The sequence below is a fragment of the Streptomyces sp. NPDC040432 genome, assembly GCF_055595445.1.
Genome location: NZ_JBVIVP010000025.1, coordinates 42,855 through 69,007, shown reverse-complemented (window position 1 = coordinate 69,007; position 26,153 = coordinate 42,855). Strand labels below are relative to the sequence as shown.

Below are 26,153 nucleotides of genomic sequence, written 5' to 3'. Positions count from 1 at the left end.
GCCCTAAGGGGGTGCCTACTCGGCGGCCGTCGGCATGGGGACGAGTACGTCGAAGTACATGAGGCCGAAGAGCAGGACGCCGAGGAGTCCCAGGGCGACGGCGGCCCAGGACACGGACCGGATCCAGACGGGCAGGACCCGGCCGGGGGCACCGAAGGCGGGGCGGGCCAGGACGAAGACGGCGATGAGGAGGGCCAGGGTGGACAGGACGCCGTTGACCAGTGCGGTCATGTGCCAGGCGTCGCCGTACAGGGCGGCGATCTTCTCCTTGGCGGTGGCCGCGTTGGCCGATTCGATCTGGCCGATCAACGTCTGGCGTTCGGCGATCACTCGGGAGACCCAGCTGCCGCTGAGGGCGACCAGTCCGAGGCCCGCGGCGACGATCGCGGAGGCCGCGGCGCCGACGCCGGCGTGCTCCTGCGGCGCGGGCTCCTCGTCGTACGCGGAGTCCTCGGCGTGCTCGAAGGCCTCGTCGTCGGACGCGTCCGCCTCGGTGGGGGTCGCGGCGGCCGGGGTGCCTTCGGTGGTGGTGTGCGCGGGGGCGGCGGGGGTACCGGCAGCCGTGTCCGTGTCGGCGTCCGCGGCCACCTCGGGGGCGGTCGGGGCGGGGGTCTTCTTGATGTCCATGCCGCGCACCGTAGGCGGCCTTTCTGAGAGGTTTCTGAGAGGCCGGGGAGGGGGTCCGTCAGGAAGGTCCGCAGGTCCCGGTGTCGGGGCCGGTGGCGGGGTGGCGGCCGGGGCGGCGGATTCGCCCGTCGACCGGTCAGCGGGACAGCACGGCCGGTTCCCCGCGGTTCGGGTCCTCGCGGTCGGGGTCCTCGCGGTCCGGGTCCGGTCGTTGTGCGGGCAGGGTCGCGCGGGTGCGGCGCTCGGGCGGTTCGATGCTGATCCGGGGCAGCCTGCGGTCGAGCCAGCCGGGCAGCCACCAGTTGGCTCCGCCGAGCATGTGCATGAGGGCCGGTACGAGCAGGGTGCGCAGGACGAACGCGTCGAGGGCGACGGCGGCCGCGAGGGCGATGCCGAACATCGCGATGATCCGGTCGCCGCTCAGGACGAAGGCCAGGAACACGGCGATCATGATGACGGCCGCCGAGTTGATGACCCGGCTGGTCTCCGCCAGGCCGACCCGGACGGCTCGCTTGTTGTCGCCGGTTTCGAGCCACTCCTCGTACATCCGGCTGACGAGGAAGACCTGGTAGTCCATGGAGAGTCCGAAGAGCACCGACACCATGATCACGGGGAGGAAGGGTTCGATGGGCCCGGCGCTGCCCAGGCCCAGCAGTTCGCTCCCCCAACCCCATTGGAAGATCACGACGACGACGCCGAAGGACGAGGCGACGGCCGCGACGTTCATGGCGGCCGCCTTGAGCGGGATGCCCACGGACCGGAAGGCCAGCAGCAGGAGCACGCAGCCGAGGGCGATCACGACGGCGACGAACAGCGGCAGCTTCCCGACGATCACTTCGGCGAAGTCGTCGTAGCCGGCCGTCACCCCGCCGACGTGGGTCTTGGCCGAGCTGCCGTGGGAGGCGCGCGGGATGACGTCCCGGCGCAGGGTGTCGACGAGTTCGCTCGTGGCCCGGGCCTGCGGCGCGAAGTCCGGTACGACGGTCAGGACGGCGGTGTCCCCGCCGCGGCCCAGGAGCACCGGGCTCACGGAGGCCACCCCGCGGGTGTCGCGAACCGCTTCGGCGATCCGGTCGACGGCGATCCGGTCGCCGGGGCCGTCGAGGCGGGTGACGACGGTGAGGGGGCCGTTGGTGCCGGGGCCGAAGCCGTCGGCGAGCAGGTCGTAGGCCTTGCGCGTGGTGGATCCGGCCGGGTTGTTGCCCTGGTCGGAGGTGCCGAGGTGGAGCCAGAAGGTGGGCAGGGCCAACGCCACCATGACGGCGGTGGCCACGGCCCCGAGGAGCTTGGGGTGCCGCTCGACGAAGGCCGACCAGCGGGCGGCGAAGCCACTGGGCTGATCGGGCCGGGGCCCTTCGGCGGCGAGCCTGCGCCGCTCGCGGCCGGAGAGGACGCGCATGCCGATCCAGGAGAGGAGCGCGGGGAGCAGGGTCACCGACGCGGCCACGGTGAGGACGACGGTGAGGGAGGCGGCTATCGCGACGCCGTTGAGGAAGTTCAGCCGCAGCACCAGCATGCCGAGGAGGGCGATGCAGACGGTGGCGCCCGCGAAGACGACGGCACGGCCGGTGGTGGCGACGGCGTTCTCGCCCGCCTCGTCGACGGTGAGGCCGCGGGCCAGGCCCTTGCGGTGCCGGGTGACGATGAACAGGGCGTAGTCGATGCCGACGCCGAGGCCGACGAGGGTGCCGAGCATCGGGGCGAAGTCGGCGACGGGCATGGCGTGCCCGAGGAGGGTGATGCCGAAGTAGGCGCTGCCGACACTGACGAGTGCCGTGGCGATGGGCAGCAGGCTCGCGGCGAGGGAACCGAAGGCGAGGAAGAGGACGACGGCGGCGATGACCACGCCGATGGCCTCGGCGAGGTGGGCGCCGGGCGCCTCGGTCAGGCCGATGGCACGGCCGCCGAGTTCGACCTGGAGGCCGTCGGCCCGCGTGGTGTCGTTCCTCGCGGCATCGACGACGGCCCGGGCCTGCGCCTTGGGTACGGCATCGGCCGGCCGGTCGAAGGTGACGACGGCGTAGGCGGTGCGGCCGTCGGGGCTGATCTGCGCGGCGCTGCCCGGGCCGGGCCCGTAGGGGCTCGCGACGGAACCGATGCCGGGGAGGGCTGCGACGTTCTCCAGGGCGCGGGTCATGCGCTGTTCGACGTCGGGGCTGCGCGCCGTCCGGTGGTCCGGGGTCCGCCACACGATGGTGTCGGTGTCCCCGCCCTGGCCCGGGAAGCCTTCGCGGAGCAGGGCGTGGGCCTTGGCGGACTCGGTGCCGGGGACCTCGTAGTCGGTGGAGAACGCGCTGCCGGTGACGCCGGCGGCCGCCGCGGTCCCGCCGAGGGCGAGCAACCAGATCAGGACGGTGCCCAGGCGGTGCCGCATGCACCACCGTGCGATTGCTGCCAACGGACGTGCTCCCTGGTGGTTCGGATCTTCACCGGGAGTCGGCCCGACGCAAAGAACGCTTGAACTCGTGCGGACGGCCGCCGTCCGGGGGGTCGCCCCGTCACGTCGGGAAGGTCTAAACCTCGACGCCACGATCTCAACGTTTCGTGATCGTTGGCCCGTTTCGTGTGCATCGTCACAGGCCGGCGGGGAAGTGCGGGACCTTGGTCGGTCGTTCACGGGCCGTCCGGAACCTCGACCGGAGGATCGGACCGGTCATCGGCCGCCGCCCCGGCCCGGGCGTCGACGCGGTAGCCCGCCACGGACGGCCACCGGACGGTGAGGACGACCGAGTCCTCCTCCGCGTACCAGGAATGGTCGACGCCGCGCCCCCACACGACGTAGTCCCCCTGTTCGGCGAGGACGACGGTACGGCCGGGGAACTCCAGCCGGAACCGACCGCTGATCAGCACCTGGAGTGCGGTGCGCCGTTCGCCGGTCACCCAGCGCTCGCGCTCCTCGCCCTTGGGATGGACGCCCCACTTGATCTCCACGTCCTCGCTGTGGCGGGGGTCGCCGGGAGGCTTGAAGTGGCCGAGGAGCCATCCCCGGTCGGTGGCGGCGTCGGGACCGGCCCTGCCCGTGTGGACGGCCTGCTCGACGTTCGTGGGGTGCTCGGGGTTCTCGTTCACGGGGAGGACGCTCACGCACGCGAGGTTAATGCAGTTGCCGGAGTGCGGCGGCGGCTGGTCGGCTGGCCCGATGAGCAAAGTGATGGAACGTGAAGAGCTGCTGGCGGTGCGCGCCCTCCACGACGCGCAGATGCGCCGGGACGCGGTGCCCGACGTGGCGGCGGCACGGGTGGAGCGGGTGGGGCCGGTCGTCCGGCAGACGACGCCGGGGCCCGGCTGGAACGGGGTGCTGTGGTCGGACCTCGACGAGGGGACGGCGGACGCCGCCATCGCGGCGCAGGTGGCGTACTTCGCGGGCCGCGGCGACACCGGCGCGGGGACGGAGTTCGAGTGGAAGTGGTACTCCCACGACCGGCCCGCGGACCTCGGGGAGCGGCTGCGCGCCGCGGGCTTCGTACCGGAGCCGGCGGAGACGCTGCTGGTGGCGCGGACGGCCGACCTCGCCGCGCTGCCCGTGGAGCCGCCGGACGGCATCACCCTGCGGGTGGTGAAGGACGCGGCGGGGGTGGAGCTGATGATGGACGTCCACCACCGGGCCTTCGGCACCGAGCGGCCGGCCATTCGGGAGACGTTGCTGCGACTGCTGCGCGACGAGCCGGGGACGATCGAGGCCGTGGTGGCGATGGCCGGGGACGAGCCGGTGAGCGCGGCCCGGATGGAGATGCGGCCCGGGTCCTCCTTCGCGGGGCTGTGGGGCGGCGGCACCGACCCCCGGTGGCGCGGCCGGGGCATCTACCGACTGCTGGTGGCCCACCGCGCCCGGGTGGCGGCGGAGCGGGGCATCGAGTACCTCCAGGTGGACGCGTCGGACGACAGCAGGCCGATCCTGGAGCGCCTGGGTTTCGGGGTGTTGGGGGTCACGGTTCCGTACGTGTGGCGGCCCGACGTGTCGGGGAGCCCTTCCCCGGGGGCCGCGGGAGACGGCAGGATCGTCCCCGTGGAAAGCCGTACGAGCGCCGAAGGGACCCACGCGTCCGACACGGCCCCGGCAGCCGACCCCGTCGTCCGGGGCGTCGAGCGCACCGGCCCGCCCCTCACCGCCGGTGAACGCGAGACCCTGCGGGCGTACCTCGACTTCCACCGGGCCACCCTCGCGATGAAGTGCGAGGGCCTCGGGGACGCGGACCTGCGCCGCCCGGCCTCGCCGCCGTCCACGCTGTCGCTGCTGGGGTTGGTCAGGCACATGGCCGAGGTCGAACGCCAGTGGTTCCGCCGCACCCTGGGAGGTGCGGCGGACGTGCCGCACGTGTGGTCCGACCGGCACGACTTCCAGGCCGCCTACGACACGACCGGCGCCACCATGGCGGAGGCGTTCGCCGCCTGGGAGGCCGAGGTGGCGCACTCCCGGTCGGTCGAGGCCTCGCTGGATTCCCTCGACGTGACGGCCCACGTCCCGAAGTGGGGGGCGGACGTCTCGGCCCGCTTCGTGATGCTGCACATGATCCACGAGTACGCCCGCCACAACGGCCACGCGGACTTCCTCCGCGAGGCCGTGGACGGCACGGTCGGGGCCTGAGCCTCAGGCGGCGCGCCAGTAGCCCAGGCTGTTGACCCGCTGCTTCGGCAGGGCGAGGTCCTTGCGCAGGTAGGCCGTCAGGGCGCGGGTGGTCGCGGTGTCGCAGGCCATCCACACGTAGGCCGAGGCGGGGTCCGCGACCAGCCCGGGCAGTTCGGCCCGGACCCGGTCGGCGAGCGCGGTGCCGCCCCGCTCGACCCGCCGGACGTCGTGCCGGCCGCTGTCGACCCGCATCGGCAGGTCGCCGTCCGAGGCGTGCTGCGTCTCGAACCAGACCGTGGCCGGGGTCTGCGGGTAGGCGTCCAGCAGGGAGTTGATGGCGGGCAGGGAGGCCGGGTCCCCGATGACCAGCAGCCGCTCGGGCGCCGGGTCGGGAGCGGCGAAGCCGGTGCCCTGCACGGTCGCCTCGACGGTGTCACCGGGCTCCGCGCCGCGCGCCCAACGGCTGGCCAGCCCGTCGTGCAGGGCGAACTCGAACGCGAAGGTCCCGGTGGCCGGGTCGGGGTCGACGAGGGTGTACGCCCGCTGGTGGGGGCGGCTGCCGCCCTCGAACCAGACCCGGACCCACATGGTGGGGTGGAGGGATTCCCCGGCGGCCGCGAGCAGCCCGCCGTCGGTGAAGCGGATCCGCCGGAAGTGCTCGGTGACCTGTTCCACCTCCGTCACCGTGAACGTGAAGTCCTTGCCCCTGAGCAGCTTGAGGACCACGCCCTCCCAGCCCTTGCCTGCGGCCATGTCCACCCACCCCTTCACCCGACACCCCATTGGTTAGGTAACCCTAACCCACACCTCCGGGGCGGGCGGCCCTCCGTGCCGAACCGGCCCGAGGTGGTGGCGCGGGTCGTGCTCGACGTGGTCCGTCGAGCCCGGGCCGGCGACGCGGAAGGGCCCCGCACCCCCTGATCGGGGTGCGGGGCCCTTCCGGCCGTACAGGTGACGTCCGGCCGTGGGCCGGTGTCGGGGCTCAGCCCTCGGAGACGCCCAGGCGCTCCAGGATGAGTTCCTTGACGCGGGCCGCGTCGGCCTGGCCACGGGTGGTCTTCATGACCGCGCCGACCAGGGCGCCGACGGCGGCGACCTTGCCGCCGCGGATCTTGTCCGCGATGGCCGCGTTGCCCGCGATGGCCTCGTCCACGGCCGCGCCCAGCGCGCCCTCGTCGGAGACGACCTTCAGGCCGCGCTTGTCGACGACCTCGTCCGGGGTGCCCTCGCCGGCGAGGACGCCCTCGATGACCTGACGGGCCAGCTTGTCGTTGAGCGAGCCGTCCGAGACCAGCGCCGCGACCCGGGCGACCTGCGCCGGGGTGATCGGCAGCTCGTCGACGACGACGCCCTGCTCGTTGGCGTTGCGCGCCAGCTCGCCCATCCACCACTTGCGCGCGGCGGCCGAGTCGGCACCCGCCTCGATGGTGGCGACGATGGAGTCCACCGCGCCCGCGTTGAGGATCGACTGCATGTCGTGCTCGCTGACGCCCCACTCCTCGCGGAGCCGGTTGCGGCGCACGCGCGGCATCTCGGGCAGACCGGCGCGCAGTTCCTCGACCCAGGTGCGGGCCGGGGCGACGGGCACGAGGTCCGGCTCCGGGAAGTAGCGGTAGTCCTCGGCGTTGTCCTTGATGCGGCCGGCCGTGGTGGAGCCGTCCTCCTCGTGGAAGTGCCGGGTCTCCTGCACGATCGAGCCGCCCGAGGTGAGCACCGCCGCGTGGCGCTGGATCTCGAAGCGGGCCGCGCGCTCGACGGAACGCAGGGAGTTGACGTTCTTGGTCTCCGAGCGGGTGCCGAACTCGGACTCGGGGGTCGGGCGCAGCGACAGGTTGACGTCGCAGCGCATCTGGCCCTTGTCCATGCGGGCCTCGGAGACGCCGAGCGCCTTGATGACCTCGCGCAGCTCGGCGACGTACGCCTTGGCGACCTCGGGGGCCCGCACGCCCGCGCCCTCGATCGGCTTGGTGACGATCTCGATGAGCGGGATGCCGGCGCGGTTGTAGTCCAGCAGGGAGTGGGACGCGCCGTGGATGCGGCCGGTGGCACCGCCGACGTGCAGCGACTTGCCGGTGTCCTCCTCCATGTGGGCGCGCTCGATCTCCACGCGGAAGATCTCGCCGTCCTCCAGCTGTACGTCGAGGAAGCCGTTGAAGGCGATCGGCTCGTCGTACTGGGAGGTCTGGAAGTTCTTCGGCATGTCCGGGTAGAAGTAGTTCTTCCGGGCGAAGCGGCACCACTCGGCGATCTCGCAGTTCAGCGCGAGACCGATCTTGATGGCGGACTCGATGCCGATCTCGTTGACGACCGGGAGCGCGCCGGGCAGACCGAGGCAGACCGGGCAGGTCTGCGAGTTGGGCTCGGCGCCCAGCTCGGTCGAACAGCCGCAGAACATCTTGGTCCTGGTGCCGAGCTCGACATGGACCTCAAGACCCATGACGGGGTCGAACGAGGCGAGAGCGTCCTCGTACGACAGGAGTTCGGTGAAGGTGGTCACGGTGAAACTTTCCCTCTCAGCCCAGCAGGACGTCGTCGTCGCCCAGGCGCTTCAGCTCGCGGTACAGGATCGCGAGGCCGGTGACGATGGCGGCGGCGGACACGGCGGCATCGATCAGCTTCAGCGTGTCGTGCTCGACGCGGGCCTTCTTGACCTGCTTCAGCACGCTCAGGGCGCCGAAGGCCGTCGTGCCGATCGACAGGTAGGTGCCGGTCTTGGACTTCTTGAAGCCCTTGGCCTTGGACAGTGCACTGGTGCTCACAGCGACGGTGCCTCCTCAAGCAACGGGTGACCCCAGCGCTCGATGAAGGCGGCCTCGACGGCGGCACCGACCTTGTACAGCCGGTCGTCCTTCATCGCCGGGGCGATGATCTGGAGCCCGACCGGGAGACCGTCCTCCGGTGCCAGGCCGCAGGGCAGCGACATGGCGGAGTTGCCGGCCAGGTTGGTCGGGATGGTGCACAGGTCCGCGAGGTACATGGCGAGGGGGTCGTCGCTGCGCTCGCCGATGGGGAAGGCGGTGGTCGGGGTCGTCGGGGAGACGATCACGTCGACCTGCTCGAAGGACTTCTCGAAGTCCTTCGTGATGAGCGTGCGGACCTTCTGGGCCGAGCCGTAGTACGCGTCGTAGTAGCCGGAGCTGAGCGCGTAGGTGCCGAGGATGATGCGGCGCTTGACCTCGTCGCCGAAGCCGGCCTCGCGGGTAAGGGCGGTGACGTCCTCGGCGGACTTCGTGCCGTCGTCGCCGACGCGCAGGCCGTAGCGCATGGCGTCGAAGCGGGCCAGGTTCGAGGAGCACTCGGACGGCGCGATCAGGTAGTACGCGGCCATCGCGAGGTCGAAGGAGGGGCAGTCCAGCTCGACGATCTCGGCGCCGAGCTCCTTGAGGAGCGCGACGGACTCGTTGAAGCGCTGGACGACGCCGGCCTGGTAGCCCTCGCCGGAGAACTGCTTGACGACACCGACGCGCATGCCGGCGACGGAGCCGTTGCGGGCCGCCTCGACGACCGGCGGGACCGGCGCGTCGATGGAGGTGGAGTCGAGCGGGTCGTGCCCGGCGATGACCTCGTGCAGCAGGGCCGCGTCCAGGACCGTACGGGCGCAGGGACCGCCCTGGTCGAGGGAGGAGGAGAACGCCACCATGCCGTAGCGGGAGACACCGCCGTAGGTGGGCTTCACGCCGACGGTGCCGGTGACGGCGGCGGGCTGGCGGATGGAACCGCCGGTGTCCGTGCCGATGGCGAGCGGCGCCTGGAAGGCGGCCAGCGCGGCCGCGGAGCCGCCGCCGGAGCCGCCGGGGATGCGGGTGAGGTCCCACGGGTTGCCGGTGGGGCCGTAGGCGCTGTTCTCGGTGGAGGACCCCATGGCGAACTCGTCCATGTTGGTCTTGCCGAGGATGACGACGTCGGCTTCCTTCAGCTTCCGCGTCAGGGTGGCGTCGTAGGGCGGGATCCAGCCTTCGAGGATCTTCGAACCGACGGTGGTCGGGACCCCGATGGTGGTGAAGATGTCCTTGAGGGCGAGCGGTACGCCGGCCAGCGGGCCGAGCTCCTCGCCGGCCTCGCGCTTGGCGTCGACGGCGCGGGCCTGGGCGAGGGCGCCCTCACGGTCGACGTGCAGGAAGGCGTGGACCTTCTCGTCGGTCGCCTCGATGCGGGCCAGGTGGGCCTCGGTGACCTCGACGGCCGTGAGTTCGCCGGAAGCGATCTTCGCGGCGGTCTCGGCGGCGGTGAGCTTGATGATGCTCAGGATGTTTTCGGTGGTCATGGTGATTAGTCCTCCCCCAGGATCTGCGGCACCTTGAAACGCTGCTGCTCCTGGGCGGGAGCGCCGGAAAGCGCCTGCTCGGGGGTGAGCGACGGGCGGACCTCGTCCGCGCGCATGACGTTCGTCAGCGGCAGCGGGTGGGAGGTCGGCGGTACGTCTTGGTCGGCTACCTCGGAAACGCGGGCGACCGCGCCGATGATGTCGTCGAGCTGTCCGGCGAAGTGGTCCAGCTCATCGCTGGCCAGCTCAAGACGTGCCAGCCGAGCGAGGTGAACGACCTCCTCGCGCGTAATGCCAGGCATGCGGCGATCCTCTGGGGTTGGAGTTCTGGGCGTAGGGCCCAATCCTAGAGGGCGGCGATGCCCGGCATCGACTCACATGGTCACCTCACGCGGTCACGAGGACTGCGACTCCGCGGCGGCCGCCGCGGCGGCGAGCTCGGCGTTGATGTCCGCCGGGCGGCGCCAGCCGCGTTCGCCGCGGGCCAGCAGCCACGCCGTGGCTTCCTGGGGTGGCATCGCGGCGGCCACGAGCCAGCCCTGCACGGCGTCGCAGCCCAGGTCGCGCAGCCGCTCCCACGTCTCGTCGTCCTCGACGCCCTCGGCGACGACGAGCAGGCCCAGGGAGTGCGCCAGGTCGACGGTGCAGCGGACGATCTCCGCGTCCTGGGCGTCGACGGCGAGCCGGGCGACGAAGGAACGGTCGATCTTCAGCTCGCTGACGGGGAGGCGGCGCAGGTGCACCAGGGAGGAGTAGCCGGTGCCGAAGTCGTCCAGGGACATCTTCACGCCGTGCCCGGTGAGCCCCGCCATGGTGTCGGCGGCCCGCTGCGGGTCCTCCAGCAGGACGTGCTCCGTTATCTCCAGCTGGAGACCGCTCGCCGGGACGCCGTGTCGGGCGAGGCGGGCCGCGACGGCACCGGCGAAGCCCGGGGTGTGGACGTCGCGCGGCGACACGTTGACGGCGACGGGCACCTTGAGGCCCTGGGCGCGCCAGCGCGCGACCTGGGCGAGGGCCGTCTCCAGGACGTACTCGGTGAGGTGCGGCATGAGTCCGGACGTCTCGGCGATGGCGATGAACTCGTCCGGGGGGACCCGTCCGCGCTCCGGGTGCACCCAGCGGACGAGGGCCTCCAGGCCGGCGACCTGGCCGTCGAAGCGGACCTTGGGCTGGTAGTGGAGCTCGACCTCGCCCGCGTCCAGGGCGCGCCGCAGGTCTCCGAGGAGTCCCAGGCGGTCCGGGGTGTTGCTGTCCCGCTTGGATTCGTAGACCTCCACCCCGGTGCGGTCGCGCTTCGCCTGGTACATGGCGACGTCGGCCCGGCGCAGCAGTCCTTCCGCGTCCAGGGCGTGGTCGGGGAAGACCGCGAGTCCGGCGCTGGCCTCCAGGACGAGGGTGAGGCCGTCGAGGTCGAGCGGGGAGCTGAGTTCGGCGACGAGGTGGCGGGCGACCCGCTGGGCGCTGGTGGTGGAGTCGGCGACGGGCAGCAGTACGGCGAACTCGTCGCCGCCGAGCCGGGCCACCTCCGCGTCCTGGGGCAGTGCCTGGCGCAGCCGGTCGGCGATCTGGAGCAGCAGCCGGTCCCCGGCGAGGTGGCCGAGGGTGTCGTTGACCGCCCGGAAGCGGTCCAGGTCGATCAGTACGAGCGCGGACCGGGTGCCCAAACGTTCAGCCTCGTCGAGGGCCGACCACGCGCGTTCCAGGAGCCACTGCCGGTTCGGCAGCCCGGTCAGCGGGTCGCGCAGCTGTTCCTCGGCCCGGGCGCGGGCGATCCACAGGGTGGAGTCGAGGGCGATGAGCGGTACGGCGAACAGGGGCAGCAGCACCGGCTGGCTGACGGCGACGACGCAGATCAGCGGTGCGATGCCGAGGAGCGCCGCGGCGACCAGGGCCTGTCGCAGCAGGGCGGTGCGGGCGACGGTGGGCAGCCCGCCGCCGCGCGGGGTGAGCGCGCACCACAGCAGCAGCCGGGTGACCGCGAGGTAGGAGACGGCGACCAGGACGACCTCGGGGACGTCGGCGAGGCCCCAGGTGCCGGGCAGCCAGGGGTCCTCGACGTCGGGAACGTCGTCGAAGGCGGCCAGGACGAGCGCCCCCGCGCCGATGCCGAGGATGTCGACGCAGCCGTGGAGCAGCCCTTGGCGCCAGCGGTGCCGGCGCGCGGCGCCGACCAGGGTGACCACGGCCAGCGAGACGAGTCCGGCGGGGACCCAGCCGTACAGGAGCAGCACGCCGAGCGTGAGGGCCGCGCCCGAGCCGGTCCCGCCCCACCAACGATCCCGACCGAGGGCGACGAGGTGGCCGACGATGATGCCGGTGAGCAGGGCCAGCGCCCAGCCCACGCGGCCTCCGGGGAACAGGGCTTGACGGTGCGTCAGTGTGGAGACGATGCCGGCGGCGAGGACCACCGCGGCCATGCCGATGACGAGCAGGGGCAGCACGGTGCGCCGTTGTCCCCGGGTTCCGCCGCCCGCACCGGTGTCGAGGGGACGGTTCTCCGGTGTCCTGGCACCCAGGACACCGAGCCGTCCCGTCCGCACGGGCGGGGGTTCCCCGCCCAACTCAGGTGACGGGTCGGCGCTTTCGGTGGGTTTCATGCCCGTCCCTCTCACAGCCGGCGATGCCGATGTCACGCGATGGCCCCGATGTCATGCCATCACGGCCGGAAGCGCATCCAGGCAGCCGTGCACGACAGGCGCACCCCACAACAGTAGGACGCGGGAGGCACCCAGGGGCAGCGGTCGGCGGTGGTTGCCCGAATGCGACCCGGCCATCCTCATCAGTACGGTATCCGCCGAACGGGTGAGTTTGGACCAGGCCCCCCGTCACCCGTCCGATGATCCGATGGCCCAACGCGCCACGACCAGGCCTGTACCGGCCGTTTACCGCCGGGCGCCGCGCCGGGCGTGCGCCCGCCCGTACGGCCGCACGCCACGCATCCGTTCGCCTCCACCGCTCCCCCGAGGCGGCTCCCGGATGGGTTACTACTCCGTCGCGGCCCCGTCGTCCAGGGGAAGCGCCGCTTCGCGTGCCGCGTCGGGCCCCTGTTCGAGCAACACCTCGAAACCCGCGTCGTCCAGGATGGCCAATTTCAGCTGCACGGCCTTGTCGTACTTCGATCCGGGGTTGTCCCCGACGACGACGAAGGAGGTCTTCTTCGACACCGATCCGGTGACCTTGGCGCCCCGGCTCTGCAGGGCCTCCTTGGCGCCGTCGCGGGTGTGGCCCACGAGGGTGCCGGTGACCACCACGGTCAGGCCCTCCAACGGACGCGGTCCCTGCTCCTCGGCGGAACCCTCCTCCTCCATCCGCACCCCGGCCTCACGCCACTTGCGGAGGATCTCCTGGTGCCAGTCGACGGCGAACCACTCCTTGAGGGAGGCGGCGATGATCGCCCCGACGCCCTCCGTGGCCGTCAGCTCCTCCTCGGTGGCCTGCTCGATGCGCTCGATGGAACGGAACTCGCGGGCGAGGGCCTCCGCGGCGACCGGGCCGACGTGGCGGATCGACAGGCCGTTGATGATGCGGGCGAGCGGGCGCTCCTTGGCGGCCGCGATGTGCTCCAGCATCGCCAGGGCGTTCTTCTTCGGCTCGCCCTTCTGGTTGGCGAAGACCGTGACGATCTTCTCCTCGCCGGTCTTCGGGTCCCTCTTGGGCAGCCCGCTGTCCGCGTCGAGGACGTACGCCTTGATGGGCAGGAGCTGTTCGATGGTCAGGCCGAAGAGGTCGCCCTCGTCCAGCAGCGGGGGCGTGGCCGGCTCCAGCGGGCCGGTCAGCGCGGCCGCCGCGACCATGCCGAAGTTCTCGATGTCCAGGGACTGCCTGCCGCCGAGGTAGAAGAGCCGCTCCCGCAACTGGGCCGGGCAGGTCTGGCCGTTGGGGCACCGGACGTCGATGTCCCCTTCCTTCATCGGCCGCAGCGGCGTCCCGCACTCGGGGCACTCGGCCGGCATGACGAACTCCCGCTCGCTGCCGTCGCGCAGGTCCACGACCGGGCCGAGGATCTCGGGAATGACGTCGCCCGCCTTGCGCAGCACGACGGTGTCGCCGATGAGGACGCCCTTGGCCTTGACGACCTCCTGGTTGTGCAGGGTCGCGAACTCGACCTCGGAGCCCGCGACCGTGACGGGTTCGACCTGCGCGTACGGGGTCACGCGCCCGGTGCGCCCGACACCGACCTTGATGTCGATCAACTTGGTGTTGACCTCTTCGGGCGCGTACTTCCAGGCGATGGCCCAGCGCGGGGCGCGGGCGGTGGAGCCGAGCCGGCCCTGGAGGGCGATCTCGTCGAGCTTGACGACGACGCCGTCGATCTCGTGCTCCACCGAGTGCCGGTTCTCACCGAAGCGGGTGATGAACTCCCGCACCTCGGCGAGCGTGGAGACCACCGCGTTGTGCTGGGCGGTCGGCAGACCCCACTCGCGCAGCAGCTCGTACGCCTGGGACTGGCGCTCGATGTCGAAGCCCTCGCGGGCGCCGATGCCGTGCACGACCATGTGCAGCGGCCGACCGGCGGTGACCTTGGGGTCCTTCTGGCGCAGTGATCCGGCCGCCGCGTTGCGCGGGTTGGCGAAGGGCTTGCCCTCGGCCGCGACGAGCCGTGCGTTGAGCTCCTCGAACTTCTCCATCGGGAAGAAGACCTCGCCGCGGATCTCGACGAGGGCCGGGATCCGGTCGCCCTTGAGGCGGTCCGGGATCTCGGCGATGGTGCGGACGTTGGGAGTGATGTCCTCACCGGTGCGGCCGTCGCCGCGGGTGGCCGCGCGGGTGAGCCGGCCGTTCTCGTAGGTGAGGTTGACGGCGAGCCCGTCCACCTTCAGTTCGCACAGGTAGTGGTAGTCGGAGGTGTTGGCGTCCCGGGCCACGCGCTCGGCCCAGGCCGCCAGTTCCTCGTCGTCGAAGGCGTTGTCGAGGGAGAGCATCCGCTCCCGGTGCTCGACGGAGGCGAAGTCCGTCGCGTACGCCCCGGCCACCTTCTGGGTCGGCGAGTCGGGGGTGCGGAGCTCCGGGTACTGCTCCTCCAGTGCCTCCAGCGAGCGCAGCAGCTTGTCGAACTCGGCGTCGCTGACGACCGGCTGGTCGTTCACGTAGTACCGGAAGCGGTGCTCCTCGACCTGCTCGGCCAGCAGTGCGTGCTGCTCACGCACCGCCGTCGGTACTGCCGTGTCCTGCTGTTCGGCTGCCATGCCGTGTCCTCCCGTGGCCCGTCTCGACCGTCACTCAGGGTTATCGGCGAGCGACCTCGCCGCCCTGACGCAATGGGCCTGCGCCGCGCGGGCGTAGGCGGGCGAGGCGCCCGCCAGTCCGCACGACGGGGTGACCACGACGGACTCGGCGAGAGTCCCCGGGGCCAGCCCCAGCCTGCGCCAAAGCTTCCTGACACCCATGACGCTACCGCCCGGGTCCGACAACGCGGCGTCGGTGCCCGGCACCACTCCGGCGAAGAGTTTCAGACCGCCCTCGACGGCTTCCCCGAGGGCGTCGTCCTCGCGCTCGGTGAGCAGGGAGAAATCGAACGAGACGCCTGCGGCCCCGGCCCGCCGCAGCAGTCCGAAGGGCACCTCGGGGGCGCAGGAGTGGACGATGACCTCGCCGTCGTGGACGGCGAACAGGTCGCGCAGGGTGCCCTCGACGACCTGCCGGTCGATGGCCCGGTAGGTGCGGTAGCCGCTGGCCGAGCGGATCCGGCCGAGCAGGACGGCGGTGAGCGAGGGCTCGTCGTACTGGAGGACGACCTCGGCGCCGGGGATGCGCTTGCGGACGTCGGCCAGGTGCTCGCGCAGGCCCTCGGCGAGGGAGGCGGCCAGGTCCCGGCAGGCTCCGGCGTCCTGGAGCACGGCCTCGCCGCCGTGCAGTTCGAGGGCGGCGGCGAGCGTCCACGGTCCGACGGCCTGGACCTTCAGCTTCCCCCGGTACCCCTGGGTGAACTCCTCCAGGGCGTCCAGGTCCTCGCCGAGCCAGGAACGCGCGCGCCGGGTGTCGCGGCCCGGACGGTCGCTGATGCGCCAGCCGCTGGGCTCGACGTGGGCGTACAGGTCGACGAGCAGCCCGAGGGAGCGGCCGTTCATGTCGGCGCCGGGCCCGCGCGCCGGCAGCTCGGCGAGGTACGGGAACTCCTCGAAGGACCCGGTGACGGTCTTGGCCGCCTCGCGGGCGTCACCGCCGGGCAACGAACCGACGCCGGTGGCGCTCGCGGTCATCGTCCGGGCCTGACGGACAGGTCGTTCACCTCGGCGTCGCGGGGCAGGTCGACGGCCATGGCGACGGTGGTGGCCACGGACTGGGGGTCGATCCACGCGGCGGGGTCGTACTCCCTGCCCTCCTGCGAGTGCACCTTGGCCTGCATGGGGCTCGCGGTGCGCCCCGGGTAGACGGAGGTGACGCGGATGCCGTGCTCCCTCTCCTCGGCGCGCAGCGAGTCGGCGAGTGCCTTGAGGCCGTGCTTGGAGGCGGCGTACGCGCTCCAGTCGGCGTGGGCGGTCAGGCCGGCGCCCGAGTTGACGAAGACGATGGTGGCCTTGGACGCGCGCAGGGTGGGCAGCAGCAGCCGGGTGACCTCCGCGGGGGCGATCAGGTTGACGTTGAGCTGGTGGTGCCAGGTCTTGGGGCGGAGCTCGCCGACGGGGCCGAGGTCGACGACGCCCGCGATGTGCAGGAGGGAATCGATGCGCTCGGGGATCGGCTGCTTGGAGAAGGCCCACGAGAGGCGGTCGGGGTCGGCCAGGTCCCCCACGAGGGTGCGCGCGCCGGGGTAGAGCTCGGCGAGCTGCCGGGCCCGGCCGGCGTCACGGGCGAGGAGTACCAGGTCGTCGCCGCGGGTGTGGAGGCGGGCCGCGACGGCGGCGCCGATGCCGGAGCCGGCGCCGGTGATGAGATGAGTAGGCATACGAGCCATGCTCGCACCCCCGAGGGGCCCCCGTGGCCCCCGGCCGGAAGCCGCCGGCGGGGAGGCCGGGGATCGCGCCGTCCACGGCCCGTCGCGTCGGGCCGGCGGGCCCCCGGACGGGCGGGGGACGGCCGGGGCGGCCGGGTCAGAGGCCGGCTGCGGCCCGCATCGCCTTGGCCGTCGCGCGGGCGTCGTAGCCGGCGGGGACGCCCTGGACCAGGAACGTCTCGCCCGAGATGTGGGCGGTGCGCAGCGGCAGGATCTCCTGGTAGGCGGGCGAGGCGTACCAGGCGCGGGCCCGCTCGATGTCCGGGAATCCGATCATCACGATGGTGCCGGGGAAGGGGCCTTCGAGGACCTCGACCTCGGCGCCGTGGACGAGGAAGCGGCCGTCGAAGGGATCCATCGTCGACTGGATCTCCTCGATGTAGCGCAGGATGTCCTCGTTCAGGGCCTCGGGGCGTATGTGGGCGATGGCGTACGCGGTCATGGTGGTCTCCCCTGTCAACGGGCCCGCGGTTCCCCGGGCCGTCGGCTCCCATCCTGCACCGGGGGGCACCCCCCGTGTCGATGACCGCCCAGGTCATGTCAGGTCGTGGTGACGGCCGCCGCGGGGTGGGGGGATTCGGCGGGTCCGTGCGGCTGGAAGGTTCGGCGGTAGGCGATCGGGGAGACGCCGAGGGCGGCGCGCATGTGCTGGCGCAGGGAATTGGCGGAGCCGAAGCCCGCGCGGTGGGCCACGAGGTCGACGGGCAGGTCACTGGACTCCAGCAGCTGCCGCGCGATCTCCAGCCGTTGGGTGGTGAGCCACTGCACGGGGGTCATGCCGACCTCGTCGCGGAAGCGCCGGGTGAAGGTGCGCAGGCTCATCCGGGCGTGGGAGGCGAGCTCCGCGAGGGCGATGGGTTCGGCGAGGCGCTCCAGGGCCCAGGCGCGGGTGGCGGTGGTGGTGGCGACGGTGGGTTCGGGGACGGGCCGGTCGATGTACTGGGCCTGACCGCCGTCCCGCCACGGCGGCACGACGCACATCCGGGCGGCCCGGTTGGTGGTGGCGACGCCGTGGTCGCGGCGGATGAGGTGCAGGCACAGGTCGACGCCCGCGGAGACACCGGCGGAGGTCAGGACGTCGCCGTCGTCGACGAAGAGGACCTCCTCGTCGACGAGGACCCGGGGGTAGGCCCGACGGAACTCGGGGGCGAGGTTCCAGTGGGTCGTGGCGGGGCGGCCGTCGAGGAGGCCGGCGGCGGCGAGGACGTAGGAGCCGCTGCAGATGGAGACCAGGCGGGTGCCGGGCCGGATGCCGGCGATCGCGGCGGCCACCCCGGGCGGCAGCGGCCCCCCGAGAGCCAGCTCGGGCATGGCGTGGGTGGGCGGGATGATCACGGTGTCGGCGGCGGCGAGGGCCTCGGGCCCGGCGACGGGGTGGATGGCGAACCCGGAGTCGCTGGTCACCGGGCCGCCGTCGGCCGTGCAGACCACGACCTCGTACAGGGCGGCGCCGTCCTCGTCGACGGCGCTGCCGAAGACGCGGGAGGGGATCCCCAGCTCGAAGGGCGGGAAGCCGGGCAGGGCGAGGACGGCGACCAGGTGGCGGCCGTCCGCACCGGCCCCGCCCGCCGACCGCGTCGGGTCCGTACGCGTCTCACTCATGGCCAGATCCTGTCACATGGTGGCCGGACGGCCAACACCATGAAGGGTCGCCGTGGCGGAATGTGGGACGTGCCGCCGGGGAATGCCCCGGTGACGACGCAATCGGACGGAATGAGGCGGACAGACATGCGCGCGATGGTCGTGAACGAGTGGGGCGGTCCCGAGAACCTGGTCGAGCGGGAGATCGAGCGACCGGAGCCCGGTCTGGGCGAGGTCCTCGTCCGGGTCCACGCGGCCGGCGTGAACCCGGTGGACTGGAAGACCCGCGCGAGCGGCGCCCTGATCAACTGGGGCGAGACCCCGATCGTGGGCTGGGACGTCTCCGGCACCGTCGAGGCGGTCGGCCCCGGCGTGACCCTGCACGGCGCGGGCGACGAGGTGTTCGGGATGCCGCTCTTCCCGCGACAGGCCGGCGGCTACGCCGAGTACGTGGTGGCACCGGCCCGACACTTCGCCCGCAAGCCCGCCTCCCTGGACCACGTACAGGCTGCCGCGCTGCCGCTGGCGGCGCTCACCGCCTGGCAGGCGCTGGTGGACACCGCCGACATCACCGCGGGACAGCGGGTCCTGGTGCACGCGGCGGCGGGCGGTGTCGGGCACCTGGCGGTGCAGATCGCCAAGGCGCGCGGCGCGTACGTCATCGGCACCGCGAGCGCGGCCAAGCACGAGCTGCTGCGCGAGCTCGGCGCCGACGAGCTCATCGACTACCGGGAGCAGGACTTCACCGAGGCGGTCGCCGAGGTGGACGTGGTGATCGACGCCCTCGGCGACGGGACCGCCGAGCGCTCCCTGAAGGTCCTGAAGGCCGGTGGGCACCTGATCTCGCTGCCCGGACCGGACTCGGTCCCCGCGGACGCCGGCACCGCGCGGGCGGTGTGGCTGCTGGTCGACCCCGACCTCAAGGGCCTGGAGGGCATCGCCGCCCTCGCCGACCAGGGCCTGCTGAAGCCCTTGGTGGAGACGGTGTTGCCGTTGGAGCGGGCCGCGGAGGCGCACGAGATCGGCGAGCGGGGCCGGACCACCGGCAAGATCGTCCTGACGGTGGTCTGATCCGGAGGAGCCGTACGGCCGGTACGGGCCGCCACGGCCCGTACCGGCCGGCACCGGCGGCCCGAGCCGTACGGCGTCGCGCGTCAGACCGCGGCCGCGGCCCGGGTGGTGGTGGCGATGGTCGCGGAGCCGACCACGCGGGTGCCGTCGTAGAGCACGATCGCCTGGCCCGGGGCCACGCCGCGGACCGGCTCGGTGAAGGAGACGCGCAGCTCGCCGTCCACCAGCTCGGCGAAGACCTCGGTCTCGCCGCCGTGGGCGCGCAGCTGCGCGGTGTAGGTGCCGGGGGCGGCGGCCGTGGAGCCGCACCAGCGGGGCCGGATCGCGGTGAGGGCGCTGACGTCCAGGGCCTCGACGGGGCCGACGGTGACGGTGTTGTTCACCGGGGAGATGTCGAGGACGTAGCGCGGCTTGCCGTCGGCGGCGGGGTGGCCGATGCGCAGGCCCTTGCGCTGGCCGATGGTGAAGCCGAAGGCGCCCTCGTGGGTGCCGACCTTCTCCCCGGTCTCGTCGACGATGTCGCCCTCGGCCTTGCCGAGGCGGTTCGCGAGGAAGCCCTGGGTGTCGCCGTCGGCGATGAAGCAGATGTCGTGGCTGTCGGGCTTCTTCGCGACGGCCAGGCCCCGCTCCTCGGCCTCGGCACGGATCTCTTCCTTGGTGGTGAGGGTGTCACCGAGCGGGAAGAGGGCGTGGGCGAGCTGCTTCTCGTCGAGCACGCCCAGGACGTACGACTGGTCCTTGGCCATGTCGGAGGCCCGGTGCAGTTCGCGGGTGCCGTCCTCGTTGAGGACGACGGTCGCGTAGTGGCCGGTGCAGACGGCGTCGAAGCCGAGGGCGAGGGCCTTGTCGAGCAGCGCCGCGAACTTGATCTTCTCGTTGCAGCGCAGGCAGGGGTTCGGGGTGCGCCCGGCCTCGTACTCGGAGATGAAGTCCTCGACCACGTCCTCGCGGAAGCGCTCGGCGAGGTCCCACACGTAGAACGGGATGCCGATGACGTCGGCGGCGCGACGGGCGTCCCGGGAGTCCTCGATGGTGCAACAGCCGCGGGCCCCGGTCCGGAAGGACTGCGGGTTCGCGGAGAGCGCCAGGTGGACGCCGGTGACGTCGTGCCCGGCTTCGACCGCGCGGGCGGCGGCGACGGCGGAGTCCACGCCGCCGGACATGGCGGCCAGGACGCGAAGGGGACGGGCGGTGCGCGGCAGGTTCTCAGTCATAGCACCGTCCAGGGTACGGGGAACCGAGCGGGGTCACAGCGCGTTATCGGCTGTGGGGGGTGGATCACATGACGGAGCAGACGGACAAGGGCGGTAAATCGCCGCGCAGGACCCGCAGGGCGGTGCTGTTCGGCGGGCTCGGCGTGCTCGCGGCGGCGGCGGTCGTCGGGCGTGAGGAGATCGGCCGGGCCTGGTGGCTGATGCCGGGGGTGTCCAAGCCCCGCAAGGAGGGCGAGCTCGACCACGCGGGCGCGAGCTGGACGGCGGCGTCGCCCGCGAACTGGCGGCTGGCCGACCGGCCGGACGACTACCGGGTGGACCGGATCGTCGTGCATGTCACACAGGGCGGCTTCGCCTCCTCGGTGGACGCGTTCAAGAACCCGTGGCACAAGGCGTCGGCGCACTACATCGTGCGACAGGACGGGCACATCGAGCAGATGGTGCGCGAGCTGGACGTGGCGTACCACGCGGGCAACCGCTCCATGAACGAGCGCAGCGTCGGCATCGAGCACGTGGGCTTCGTGCACCGACCGCAGGACTTCACGGACGCGATGTACGCGGCCTCGGCCAAGTTGGCGGCGGACGTCTGCCGGCGCTACGACATACCCGTCGACCGCGAGCACATCGTGGGCCACTCCGAGGTGCCGGGAGCCGACCACACGGACCCGGGCAAGCACTGGGACTGGGACCGCTACATCCGCATGACCGCCGAGGCCCTGGCCGCCGCGCCCAAGGCCTGACCCGGCGGGCCCCGTACGGGGCGGACCCGGTCCGCGTCCCCGACGCCCGAGTCGGCGTCGAGGCGCTGCGGATCAGCTGAGGCCCGCCGTGCGGGCCCGGGCGACCGCCGGTCCGATGGCGGCGGCCACGGCCGCGACGTCCTCCTTCGTGGAGGTGTGGCCGAGGGAGAACCGCAGGGTTCCGCGGGCCAGTTGCGGGTCGGTGCCGGTGGCCAGCAGGACGTGGCTGGGCTGGGCGACGCCGGCGGTGCAGGCGGAGCCGGTGGAGCACTCGATGCCCTGCGCGTCCAGGAGCAGCAGCAGGGAGTCCCCCTCGCAGCCGGGGAAGCTGAAGTGGGCGTTGGCCGGGAGCCGGTCCTCGGGGTCGCCGCCGAGGACGGCGTCGGGCACGGCCCGCAGCACGGCGCCGATCAGCTCGTCGCGCAGCGCGCCGACCTCGGCCGCGAACCGTTCGCGGCGCTCGGCGGCGAGCACGGCGGCCACCGCGAAGGCGGCGACGGCCGGGACGTCGAGGGTGCCGGAGCGGACGTGGCGTTCCTGCCCGCCGCCGTGGAGCACGGGGACGGGGCTCTGGTCGCGGCCGAGCAGCAGCGCCCCGATGCCGTAGGGGCCTCCGACCTTGTGGCCGCTGACGGTCATGGCGGCGAGACCGCTGTCCGCGAAGCGGACGTCGAGCTGTCCGAAGGCCTGGACGGCGTCGGAGTGCAGGGGGACGCCGTGTTCGCGGGCGATGGCGGCCAGTTCGCGGACCGGCATGACGGTGCCGATCTCGTTGTTGGCCCACATGACGGTGGCCAGGGCCACGTCGTCGGGGGCGTGCTCGACGGCTTCCCGGAAGGCGGCGGGGTGCACGCGCCCGTGCCGGTCGACGGGCAGGTACTCGACCCGCGCGCCCTCGTGCTCGGCGAGCCAGTGCACGGCGTCGAGGACGGCGTGGTGCTCGACGGGGCTGGTCAGGACCCGGGTGCGGGAGGGCTCGGCGTCGCGGCGGGCCCAGTACAGGCCCTTGACGGCGAGGTTGTCGGCCTCCGTGCCGCCCGAGGTGAACACCACCTCGCTCGGCCGGGCGCCGAGGGCTTCGGCGAGGGCCTCGCGGGCCTCCTCGACGGTGCGGCGGGCGCGGCGGCCGGCGGCGTGGAGGGAGGACGCGTTACCCGTGGCGGCGAACTGCGCGGTCATCGCCGCAGCGGCCTCCGGCAGCATCGGGGTGGTGGCGGCGTGGTCGAGGTAGGCCATGATCCCCCGATTCTACGAGTCCCCCGGGCCCGGGATCCCCAGCGGGCGGGGCCATCGGATCGCCCCGCCCGTCCGCCCCGCCGGTCCGCGTCGTCGGGACGACTACCTCGGAGCCCGCGCGAGCTGCCGGGACTGGGCCACGAGCCGGTCCGCGGAGTCCCAGACCTCGGCGTCCTCCTCCAGGAAGCCGCCTGCCATGTTGCGGGTGGTGATGGAGACGCGCAGCGGCCCGGGGGCGGGACGGCAGCGGATGTGGGTGGTCAGTTCGACGGTCGGGGCCCAGCCGACGAGCCCGAGGTCGAAGGCGGTGGGGGGCAGCGCGTCCACCGCGAGGAGCAGGGAGAACGGGTCGGGGTCGCGGCCGTCGGCCAGTTCGAACCAGGCCCGCATCTCGCCCTTGCCGGAGGGCGCTCCGACGGCCCAGCCGGCGGTCGCCGGGTCCAGGCGCAGCCGGAGGCGGTCGACGATGGCGGAGCTGCCGGGGATGGGCGCGGGGCCCGCCTCGGCGCCCAGGCAGTCCTCGTAGGCGGGGAAGGCGGGCGGCTTGGCGGCGGTGTGCACGGTGTCGGGCAGGGCGGCGAGGTCGCCGTAGGAGGCGAGGACGCGGATGCGCTCGACCTCGGCGCCGTTCTCGTCGAACTGGTACAGCGAGGCCTGGCCGGTGGAGAGGGTGCGGCCGACGCGGACGACCTGGGTGCGGATGACGGCGGGGCCGGGCACCGAGGAGGTCAGGTAGTGCGCGGACACGGTGAAGGGGTCCGGGTGCGGCAGCGCGGCCGACAGGGTCCGGCCGACCAGGGCCAGCAGGTAGCCGCCGTTGACGGCGGTGATGATCGTCCAGCCGGCGGAGAGTTCCGCGTCGTACACGCCGGGCTCTGCCGCGCGGGGGGAGACGCGGGTGTCACGGTCGAATTCGCTGTCGCCGATGGAGGCCTGGGCCGCTGCGTATGCCATGGAACGACGGTACACCGGCAGGCTACTAAGCGGTAGCTTTGGATTTCTTCCCCGGCTCGTGGCCGCCCCACCGCGCCCCCTACGGCTCCTCGGCCACCGCCGAGCGCCTGTTCCAGGCCAGCGGCGCCCGCCAGTGGTAGCGCATGGCGAGCAGCCGCAGCACGAAGGTGGTGACGATCGCGAGGCCGGTCGTCACGGCGTTCAGCGTCTCGAAGGCGATGAAGAGCGCCACCATGGCCGCTCCCACGACGGCCGGCACGGCGTACATCTCCCGGTCGCGGAGCAACGACGGCACCTCGTTGGCGAGGACGTCCCGCATGACGCCGCCGCCGACCGCCGTGGCCAGCCCCAGTGCGGCGGAGGCGGTCAACCCGAGGCCGTACTCGTAGGCCTTGGTCGTACCCGTCACGCAGAACAGGCCGAGGCCGGCGGCGTCGAACACGTTGATGGCCCGGTTGATGCGCTGGACCTCGGGATGCAGGAAGTAGACGAGCGCGGCGGCGATCAGCGGCGTGACGAAGAAGCTCAGCTCCCCGAAGGCCGCGGGCGGGACGGCGCCGATGCACAGGTCGCGCAGCAGGCCGCCGCCGAGGGCGGTGACGAGGGCGAGCACGGCGATGCCGAAGACGTCGAAGTTCTTGCGCACGGCGAGCAGCGCGCCCGCGGTGGCGAAGACGAAAATGCCCGCGAGGTCCAGGGCGTGCTGGACGCCGGGCGGGAAGAGATCGTGGAGCACCCGGCCATTGTCGCCCGGAAACGGAGCGGGGCCCCCGGGACGTGTCCCGGGGGCCCCGCTCCGGCGCCGGCGCCGGTCTCGTCCGCTACTCCGGGACCGACACCACCGCGTCCGCCGCGCCGGGCAGAGCCTTGTCGCCCGGAGCCTGGTCCGGGGCGTTCTCGGGGTGGTGGCAGGCGACCTGGTGGCCGGTGGCCAGGGACAGCATCGGCGGCTCCTGCGTCGTGCAGATCTGCGTCGCCTTCCAGCACCGGGTGTGGAAGCGGCAGCCGCTCGGCGGGGAGATCGGCGAGGGCACGTCGCCCTTGAGCAGGATGCGGCCGCTCTTCGCGCCGCGCCGCCGCGGGTCCGGCACCGGCACGGCCGACAGCAGCGCCTTGGTGTACGGGTGCATCGGGGTCTCGTAGAGCGACTTGCGGTCGGTCAGCTCCACGATCTTGCCGAGGTACATCACCGCGATGCGGTCCGAGACGTGCCGGATGACCGACAGGTCGTGCGCGATGATCACGTACGTGAGGCCGAGCTCCTCCTGGAGGTCGTCCAGCAGGTTGACCACCTGGGCCTGGATCGACACGTCCAGCGCCGACACCGGTTCGTCGGCGACGACCAGCTTCGGGTTCAGGGCCAGGGCCCGGGCGATGCCGATGCGCTGGCGCTGGCCGCCCGAGAACTCGTGCGGGTAGCGGTTGAAGTGCTCGGGGTTGAGGCCCACGAGCGACAGCAGCCGCTGCACCTCCGCCTTGAGCCCGCCCTCCGGGGAAACCCCCTGGAGCTTGAAGGGCGCTCCGACGATGGTGCCGACGGTGTGCCTCGGGTTCAGCGAACCGTACGGGTCCTGGAAGATCATCTGCACGTCGCGGCGCAGCGGGCGCATCCCGGCGACCCCGAGGTGCGTGATGTCGCGCCCCTCGAACTCGACCGTGCCGCCCGTCGGCTCCAGCAGGCGCGTGATCAGCCGGCCCATCGTGGACTTGCCGCAGCCGGACTCGCCGACGACGCCGAGCGTCTCGCCGCGGCGGACCTCGAAGTCGATGCCGTCCACGGCCTTGACCGCCCCGGTCTGGCGGCGCAGCAACCCCTTGTTGATGGGGAAGTGCTTGACCAGCCCGGTCACCTTCAGCAGCGGCTCCGCGTCGGATCCCTCGGCGGTGGCCTGCGCGACGCGCCCGGCGGGGTCCTTCACGGCGTCCTTCGCGGCGTCCTTCTTCATGTCGGTCACAGCTTCGGCGCAATCTCTTCGGTCCAGATCCGGGTCCGCTCGTCCTGCGACATGTGGCAGGCGGACCAGTGCCGGCTGTCGTCCTGGACCAGCTCGGGCCGCTGGGTGCGGGTGATGCCGCCCTTGGGGACGTCGGCGTACGGGCAGCGCGGGTTGAAGGCGCAGCCGCTCGGGATGTTGATCAGGCTGGGGGGCGAACCCTTGACCGGGATGAGCCGCTCGGTCTGGTCGCGGTCGATGCGCGGCATCGAGCCGAGCAGGCCCCAGGTGTAGGGGTGCCGGGGCTCGTAGAACACCTTCTCGGCGGTGCCGCGCTCGATGCACCGGCCGCCGTACATCACGAGGATCTCGTCGGCCATCTCGGCGACCACGCCGAGGTCGTGCGTGATCATGATGACCGCGGAGCCGAACTCCTTCTGCAGGTCGCGGATCAGGTCCAGGATCTGCGCCTGGACGGTGACGTCCAGGGCGGTGGTCGGCTCGTCCGCGATGAGCAGTTCGGGGTTGTTGACGAGCGCCATGGCGATCATCGCGCGCTGGCGCATGCCGCCGGAGAACTCGTGGGGGTACGCGTCCACGCGCCGGTGCGGCTCGGGGATGCCGACCCGGTCGAGCATCTCGACGGCCCGCTTGCGGGCGGTCTTCTTGTCGACCTTGTGGTGGGTGCGGTACGCCTCGACGATCTGCGCGCCGACCGTGTAGTACGGGTGCATCGCCGAGAGCGGGTCCTGGAAGACCATCGCCATCTTGCGGCCGCGGAGCTTGCGCACGTGGTCGGCGTCGGCGGCGACGAGGTCCTCGCCGTCGAGCCGGACCTCGCCGGAGATGTGCGGGCGGCTGCGGGCGTTGCCGGTGCGGTGCAGTCCCATGATGGCCAGCGAGGTCACCGACTTGCCGGAACCGGACTCTCCCACGATGCCGAGGGTCTTGCCGCGTTCCAGGTCGAAGGAGAGCCCGTCGACGGACTTCACGAGGCCGTCGTCGGTCGGGAAGTGCACCCGCAGGTCGCG

General features: G+C 72.6%; 23 protein-coding genes and 1 pseudogene. 4 read left to right on the top strand and 20 right to left on the bottom strand.

Annotated features, from left to right (window positions below; all coding sequences use genetic code 11):
* Window positions 1-15: 15 nt before the first annotated feature.
* The 3 genes from ACZ58N_RS32980 to ACZ58N_RS32970 all read right to left on the bottom strand — a co-directional run bounded on the left by ACZ58N_RS32980 (window position 16) and on the right by ACZ58N_RS32970 (window position 3,696).
* Entirely contained in the window at window positions 16-627 is a 612-nt protein-coding gene (locus ACZ58N_RS32980) for a hypothetical protein (protein WP_471167465.1), read from the bottom strand.
* Window positions 628-763: 136 nt separating this feature from the next.
* Entirely contained in the window at window positions 764-3,025 is a 2,262-nt protein-coding gene (locus ACZ58N_RS32975; RefSeq protein WP_471167462.1) for an MMPL family transporter, read from the bottom strand.
* Window positions 3,026-3,240: 215 nt separating this feature from the next.
* The gene (locus tag ACZ58N_RS32970) at window positions 3,241-3,696 is read right to left on the bottom strand and encodes a cupin domain-containing protein (RefSeq protein ID WP_471167550.1); all 456 of its coding nucleotides are present in this window, start codon (window positions 3,694-3,696) and stop codon (window positions 3,241-3,243) included.
* An 82-nt stretch (window positions 3,697-3,778) separates the two neighbouring features.
* Here ACZ58N_RS32970 and ACZ58N_RS32965 point away from each other — a divergent pair.
* Together ACZ58N_RS32965 and ACZ58N_RS32960 are read left to right on the top strand one after the other, a co-directional pair.
* A pseudogene (locus ACZ58N_RS32965) lies at window positions 3,779-4,579 on the top strand (GNAT family N-acetyltransferase); the annotation flags it as partial.
* Window positions 4,568-5,212, top strand: a complete 645-nt coding sequence (locus tag ACZ58N_RS32960; RefSeq protein WP_471167547.1) for a DinB family protein — start codon at window positions 4,568-4,570, stop codon at window positions 5,210-5,212. The pseudogene ACZ58N_RS32965 and the gene ACZ58N_RS32960, both read left to right, overlap by 12 nt.
* 3 nt (window positions 5,213-5,215) lie before the next feature.
* Here ACZ58N_RS32960 and ACZ58N_RS32955 read toward each other — a convergent pair whose 3' ends face one another.
* From ACZ58N_RS32955 to ACZ58N_RS32905, 11 genes are all read right to left on the bottom strand, one after another.
* A complete protein-coding gene (locus ACZ58N_RS32955) occupies window positions 5,216-5,947 on the bottom strand; it encodes a siderophore-interacting protein (protein ID WP_471167459.1) in 732 nt (243 codons plus the stop codon).
* 229 nt (window positions 5,948-6,176) lie between these two features.
* Window positions 6,177-7,691, bottom strand: coding sequence for an Asp-tRNA(Asn)/Glu-tRNA(Gln) amidotransferase subunit GatB (gatB, locus tag ACZ58N_RS32950; RefSeq protein ID WP_471167456.1), 1,515 nt, complete (start codon window positions 7,689-7,691; stop codon window positions 6,177-6,179).
* 16 nt (window positions 7,692-7,707) lie between these two features.
* Window positions 7,708-7,953 carry a hypothetical protein gene (locus ACZ58N_RS32945; RefSeq protein ID WP_281206950.1) on the bottom strand — a complete coding sequence of 82 codons (246 nt, stop codon included), beginning with the start codon at window positions 7,951-7,953 and terminating at the stop codon, window positions 7,708-7,710.
* Window positions 7,950-9,458, bottom strand: a complete 1,509-nt coding sequence (gene gatA, locus ACZ58N_RS32940) for an Asp-tRNA(Asn)/Glu-tRNA(Gln) amidotransferase subunit GatA (protein ID WP_389707618.1) — start codon at window positions 9,456-9,458, stop codon at window positions 7,950-7,952. Before gatA ends, ACZ58N_RS32945 begins: the two co-directional genes overlap by 4 nt.
* Before the next feature lie 5 nt (window positions 9,459-9,463).
* Window positions 9,464-9,760: an Asp-tRNA(Asn)/Glu-tRNA(Gln) amidotransferase subunit GatC gene (gatC, locus tag ACZ58N_RS32935; protein WP_281206952.1), complete on the bottom strand. Its 297-nt coding sequence runs from the start codon at window positions 9,758-9,760 to the stop codon at window positions 9,464-9,466.
* A gap of 93 nt (window positions 9,761-9,853) precedes the next feature.
* Window positions 9,854-12,055, bottom strand: a complete 2,202-nt coding sequence (locus ACZ58N_RS32930) for a putative bifunctional diguanylate cyclase/phosphodiesterase (RefSeq protein ID WP_471167453.1) — start codon at window positions 12,053-12,055, stop codon at window positions 9,854-9,856.
* Between the two features lie 387 nt (window positions 12,056-12,442).
* Window positions 12,443-14,644, bottom strand: a complete 2,202-nt coding sequence (gene ligA / locus ACZ58N_RS32925) for an NAD-dependent DNA ligase LigA (RefSeq protein WP_471167451.1) — start codon at window positions 14,642-14,644, stop codon at window positions 12,443-12,445.
* Window positions 14,645-14,674: 30 nt separating this feature from the next.
* Window positions 14,675-15,658: a methionine synthase gene (locus ACZ58N_RS32920; protein ID WP_471167449.1), complete on the bottom strand. Its 984-nt coding sequence runs from the start codon at window positions 15,656-15,658 to the stop codon at window positions 14,675-14,677.
* Window positions 15,655-16,344 (bottom strand): SDR family oxidoreductase, encoded by a 690-nt coding sequence (locus ACZ58N_RS32915; protein ID WP_471167446.1) that lies wholly within the window; start codon window positions 16,342-16,344, stop codon window positions 15,655-15,657. The genes ACZ58N_RS32920 and ACZ58N_RS32915 overlap by 4 nt, the downstream gene beginning before the upstream one ends.
* A gap of 145 nt (window positions 16,345-16,489) precedes the next feature.
* On the bottom strand, window positions 16,490-16,834 hold the full coding sequence (locus ACZ58N_RS32910; protein WP_471167443.1) for a DUF1330 domain-containing protein: 345 nt from the start codon (window positions 16,832-16,834) through the stop codon (window positions 16,490-16,492).
* Window positions 16,835-16,932: 98 nt separating this feature from the next.
* On the bottom strand, window positions 16,933-17,994 hold the full coding sequence (locus ACZ58N_RS32905) for a GlxA family transcriptional regulator (RefSeq protein WP_471167441.1): 1,062 nt from the start codon (window positions 17,992-17,994) through the stop codon (window positions 16,933-16,935).
* Window positions 17,995-18,120: 126 nt separating this feature from the next.
* Between ACZ58N_RS32905 and ACZ58N_RS32900 the strand changes: the two genes are divergently transcribed.
* Window positions 18,121-19,044: an NADP-dependent oxidoreductase gene (locus ACZ58N_RS32900; protein ID WP_471167439.1), complete on the top strand. Its 924-nt coding sequence runs from the start codon at window positions 18,121-18,123 to the stop codon at window positions 19,042-19,044.
* An 83-nt stretch (window positions 19,045-19,127) separates the two neighbouring features.
* Here ACZ58N_RS32900 and mnmA read toward each other — a convergent pair whose 3' ends face one another.
* Window positions 19,128-20,258, bottom strand: a complete 1,131-nt coding sequence (gene mnmA, locus ACZ58N_RS32895) for a tRNA 2-thiouridine(34) synthase MnmA (protein ID WP_471167436.1) — start codon at window positions 20,256-20,258, stop codon at window positions 19,128-19,130.
* Window positions 20,259-20,326: 68 nt separating this feature from the next.
* Between mnmA and ACZ58N_RS32890 the strand changes: the two genes are divergently transcribed.
* A complete protein-coding gene (locus ACZ58N_RS32890; RefSeq protein ID WP_471167433.1) occupies window positions 20,327-20,998 on the top strand; it encodes an N-acetylmuramoyl-L-alanine amidase in 672 nt (223 codons plus the stop codon).
* A gap of 72 nt (window positions 20,999-21,070) precedes the next feature.
* Here ACZ58N_RS32890 and ACZ58N_RS32885 read toward each other — a convergent pair whose 3' ends face one another.
* The 5 genes from ACZ58N_RS32885 to ACZ58N_RS32865 all read right to left on the bottom strand — a co-directional run bounded on the left by ACZ58N_RS32885 (window position 21,071) and on the right by ACZ58N_RS32865 (window position 26,147).
* Entirely contained in the window at window positions 21,071-22,234 is a 1,164-nt protein-coding gene (locus tag ACZ58N_RS32885; protein ID WP_471167431.1) for a cysteine desulfurase family protein, read from the bottom strand.
* A gap of 102 nt (window positions 22,235-22,336) precedes the next feature.
* Window positions 22,337-23,188, bottom strand: a complete 852-nt coding sequence (locus ACZ58N_RS32880; RefSeq protein WP_471167429.1) for a thioesterase family protein — start codon at window positions 23,186-23,188, stop codon at window positions 22,337-22,339.
* Window positions 23,189-23,267: 79 nt separating this feature from the next.
* Complete coding sequence (locus tag ACZ58N_RS32875; RefSeq protein ID WP_471167426.1) at window positions 23,268-23,924, bottom strand: trimeric intracellular cation channel family protein; 657 nt, start codon at window positions 23,922-23,924, stop codon at window positions 23,268-23,270.
* A gap of 85 nt (window positions 23,925-24,009) precedes the next feature.
* On the bottom strand, window positions 24,010-25,143 hold the full coding sequence (locus ACZ58N_RS32870) for an ABC transporter ATP-binding protein (protein WP_471167424.1): 1,134 nt from the start codon (window positions 25,141-25,143) through the stop codon (window positions 24,010-24,012).
* Window positions 25,140-26,147, bottom strand: coding sequence for an ABC transporter ATP-binding protein (locus ACZ58N_RS32865; RefSeq protein WP_281208082.1), 1,008 nt, complete (start codon window positions 26,145-26,147; stop codon window positions 25,140-25,142). Before ACZ58N_RS32865 ends, ACZ58N_RS32870 begins: the two co-directional genes overlap by 4 nt.
* Between the last annotated feature and the right edge of the window lie 6 nt (window positions 26,148-26,153).

Coding starts and splice junctions, on each gene's coding strand:
- ACZ58N_RS32980 (WP_471167465.1), bottom strand. CDS start 627: ATGGACATCAAGAAGACCCCCGCCCCGACCGCCCCCGAGGTGGCCGCG.
- ACZ58N_RS32955 (WP_471167459.1), bottom strand. CDS start 5,947: ATGGCCGCAGGCAAGGGCTGGGAGGGCGTGGTCCTCAAGCTGCTCAGG.
- gatA (WP_389707618.1), bottom strand. CDS start 9,458: ATGACCACCGAAAACATCCTGAGCATCATCAAGCTCACCGCCGCCGAG.
- gatC (WP_281206952.1), bottom strand. CDS start 9,760: ATGCCTGGCATTACGCGCGAGGAGGTCGTTCACCTCGCTCGGCTGGCA.
- ACZ58N_RS32930 (WP_471167453.1), bottom strand. CDS start 12,055: ATGAAACCCACCGAAAGCGCCGACCCGTCACCTGAGTTGGGCGGGGAA.
- ligA (WP_471167451.1), bottom strand. CDS start 14,644: ATGGCAGCCGAACAGCAGGACACGGCAGTACCGACGGCGGTGCGTGAG.
- ACZ58N_RS32920 (WP_471167449.1), bottom strand. CDS start 15,658: ATGACCGCGAGCGCCACCGGCGTCGGTTCGTTGCCCGGCGGTGACGCC.
- ACZ58N_RS32915 (WP_471167446.1), bottom strand. CDS start 16,344: ATGCCTACTCATCTCATCACCGGCGCCGGCTCCGGCATCGGCGCCGCC.
- ACZ58N_RS32910 (WP_471167443.1), bottom strand. CDS start 16,834: ATGACCGCGTACGCCATCGCCCACATACGCCCCGAGGCCCTGAACGAG.
- ACZ58N_RS32905 (WP_471167441.1), bottom strand. CDS start 17,994: ATGAGTGAGACGCGTACGGACCCGACGCGGTCGGCGGGCGGGGCCGGT.
- ACZ58N_RS32900 (WP_471167439.1), top strand. CDS start 18,121: ATGCGCGCGATGGTCGTGAACGAGTGGGGCGGTCCCGAGAACCTGGTC.
- mnmA (WP_471167436.1), bottom strand. CDS start 20,258: ATGACTGAGAACCTGCCGCGCACCGCCCGTCCCCTTCGCGTCCTGGCC.
- ACZ58N_RS32890 (WP_471167433.1), top strand. CDS start 20,327: ATGACGGAGCAGACGGACAAGGGCGGTAAATCGCCGCGCAGGACCCGC.
- ACZ58N_RS32885 (WP_471167431.1), bottom strand. CDS start 22,234: ATGGCCTACCTCGACCACGCCGCCACCACCCCGATGCTGCCGGAGGCC.
- ACZ58N_RS32880 (WP_471167429.1), bottom strand. CDS start 23,188: ATGGCATACGCAGCGGCCCAGGCCTCCATCGGCGACAGCGAATTCGAC.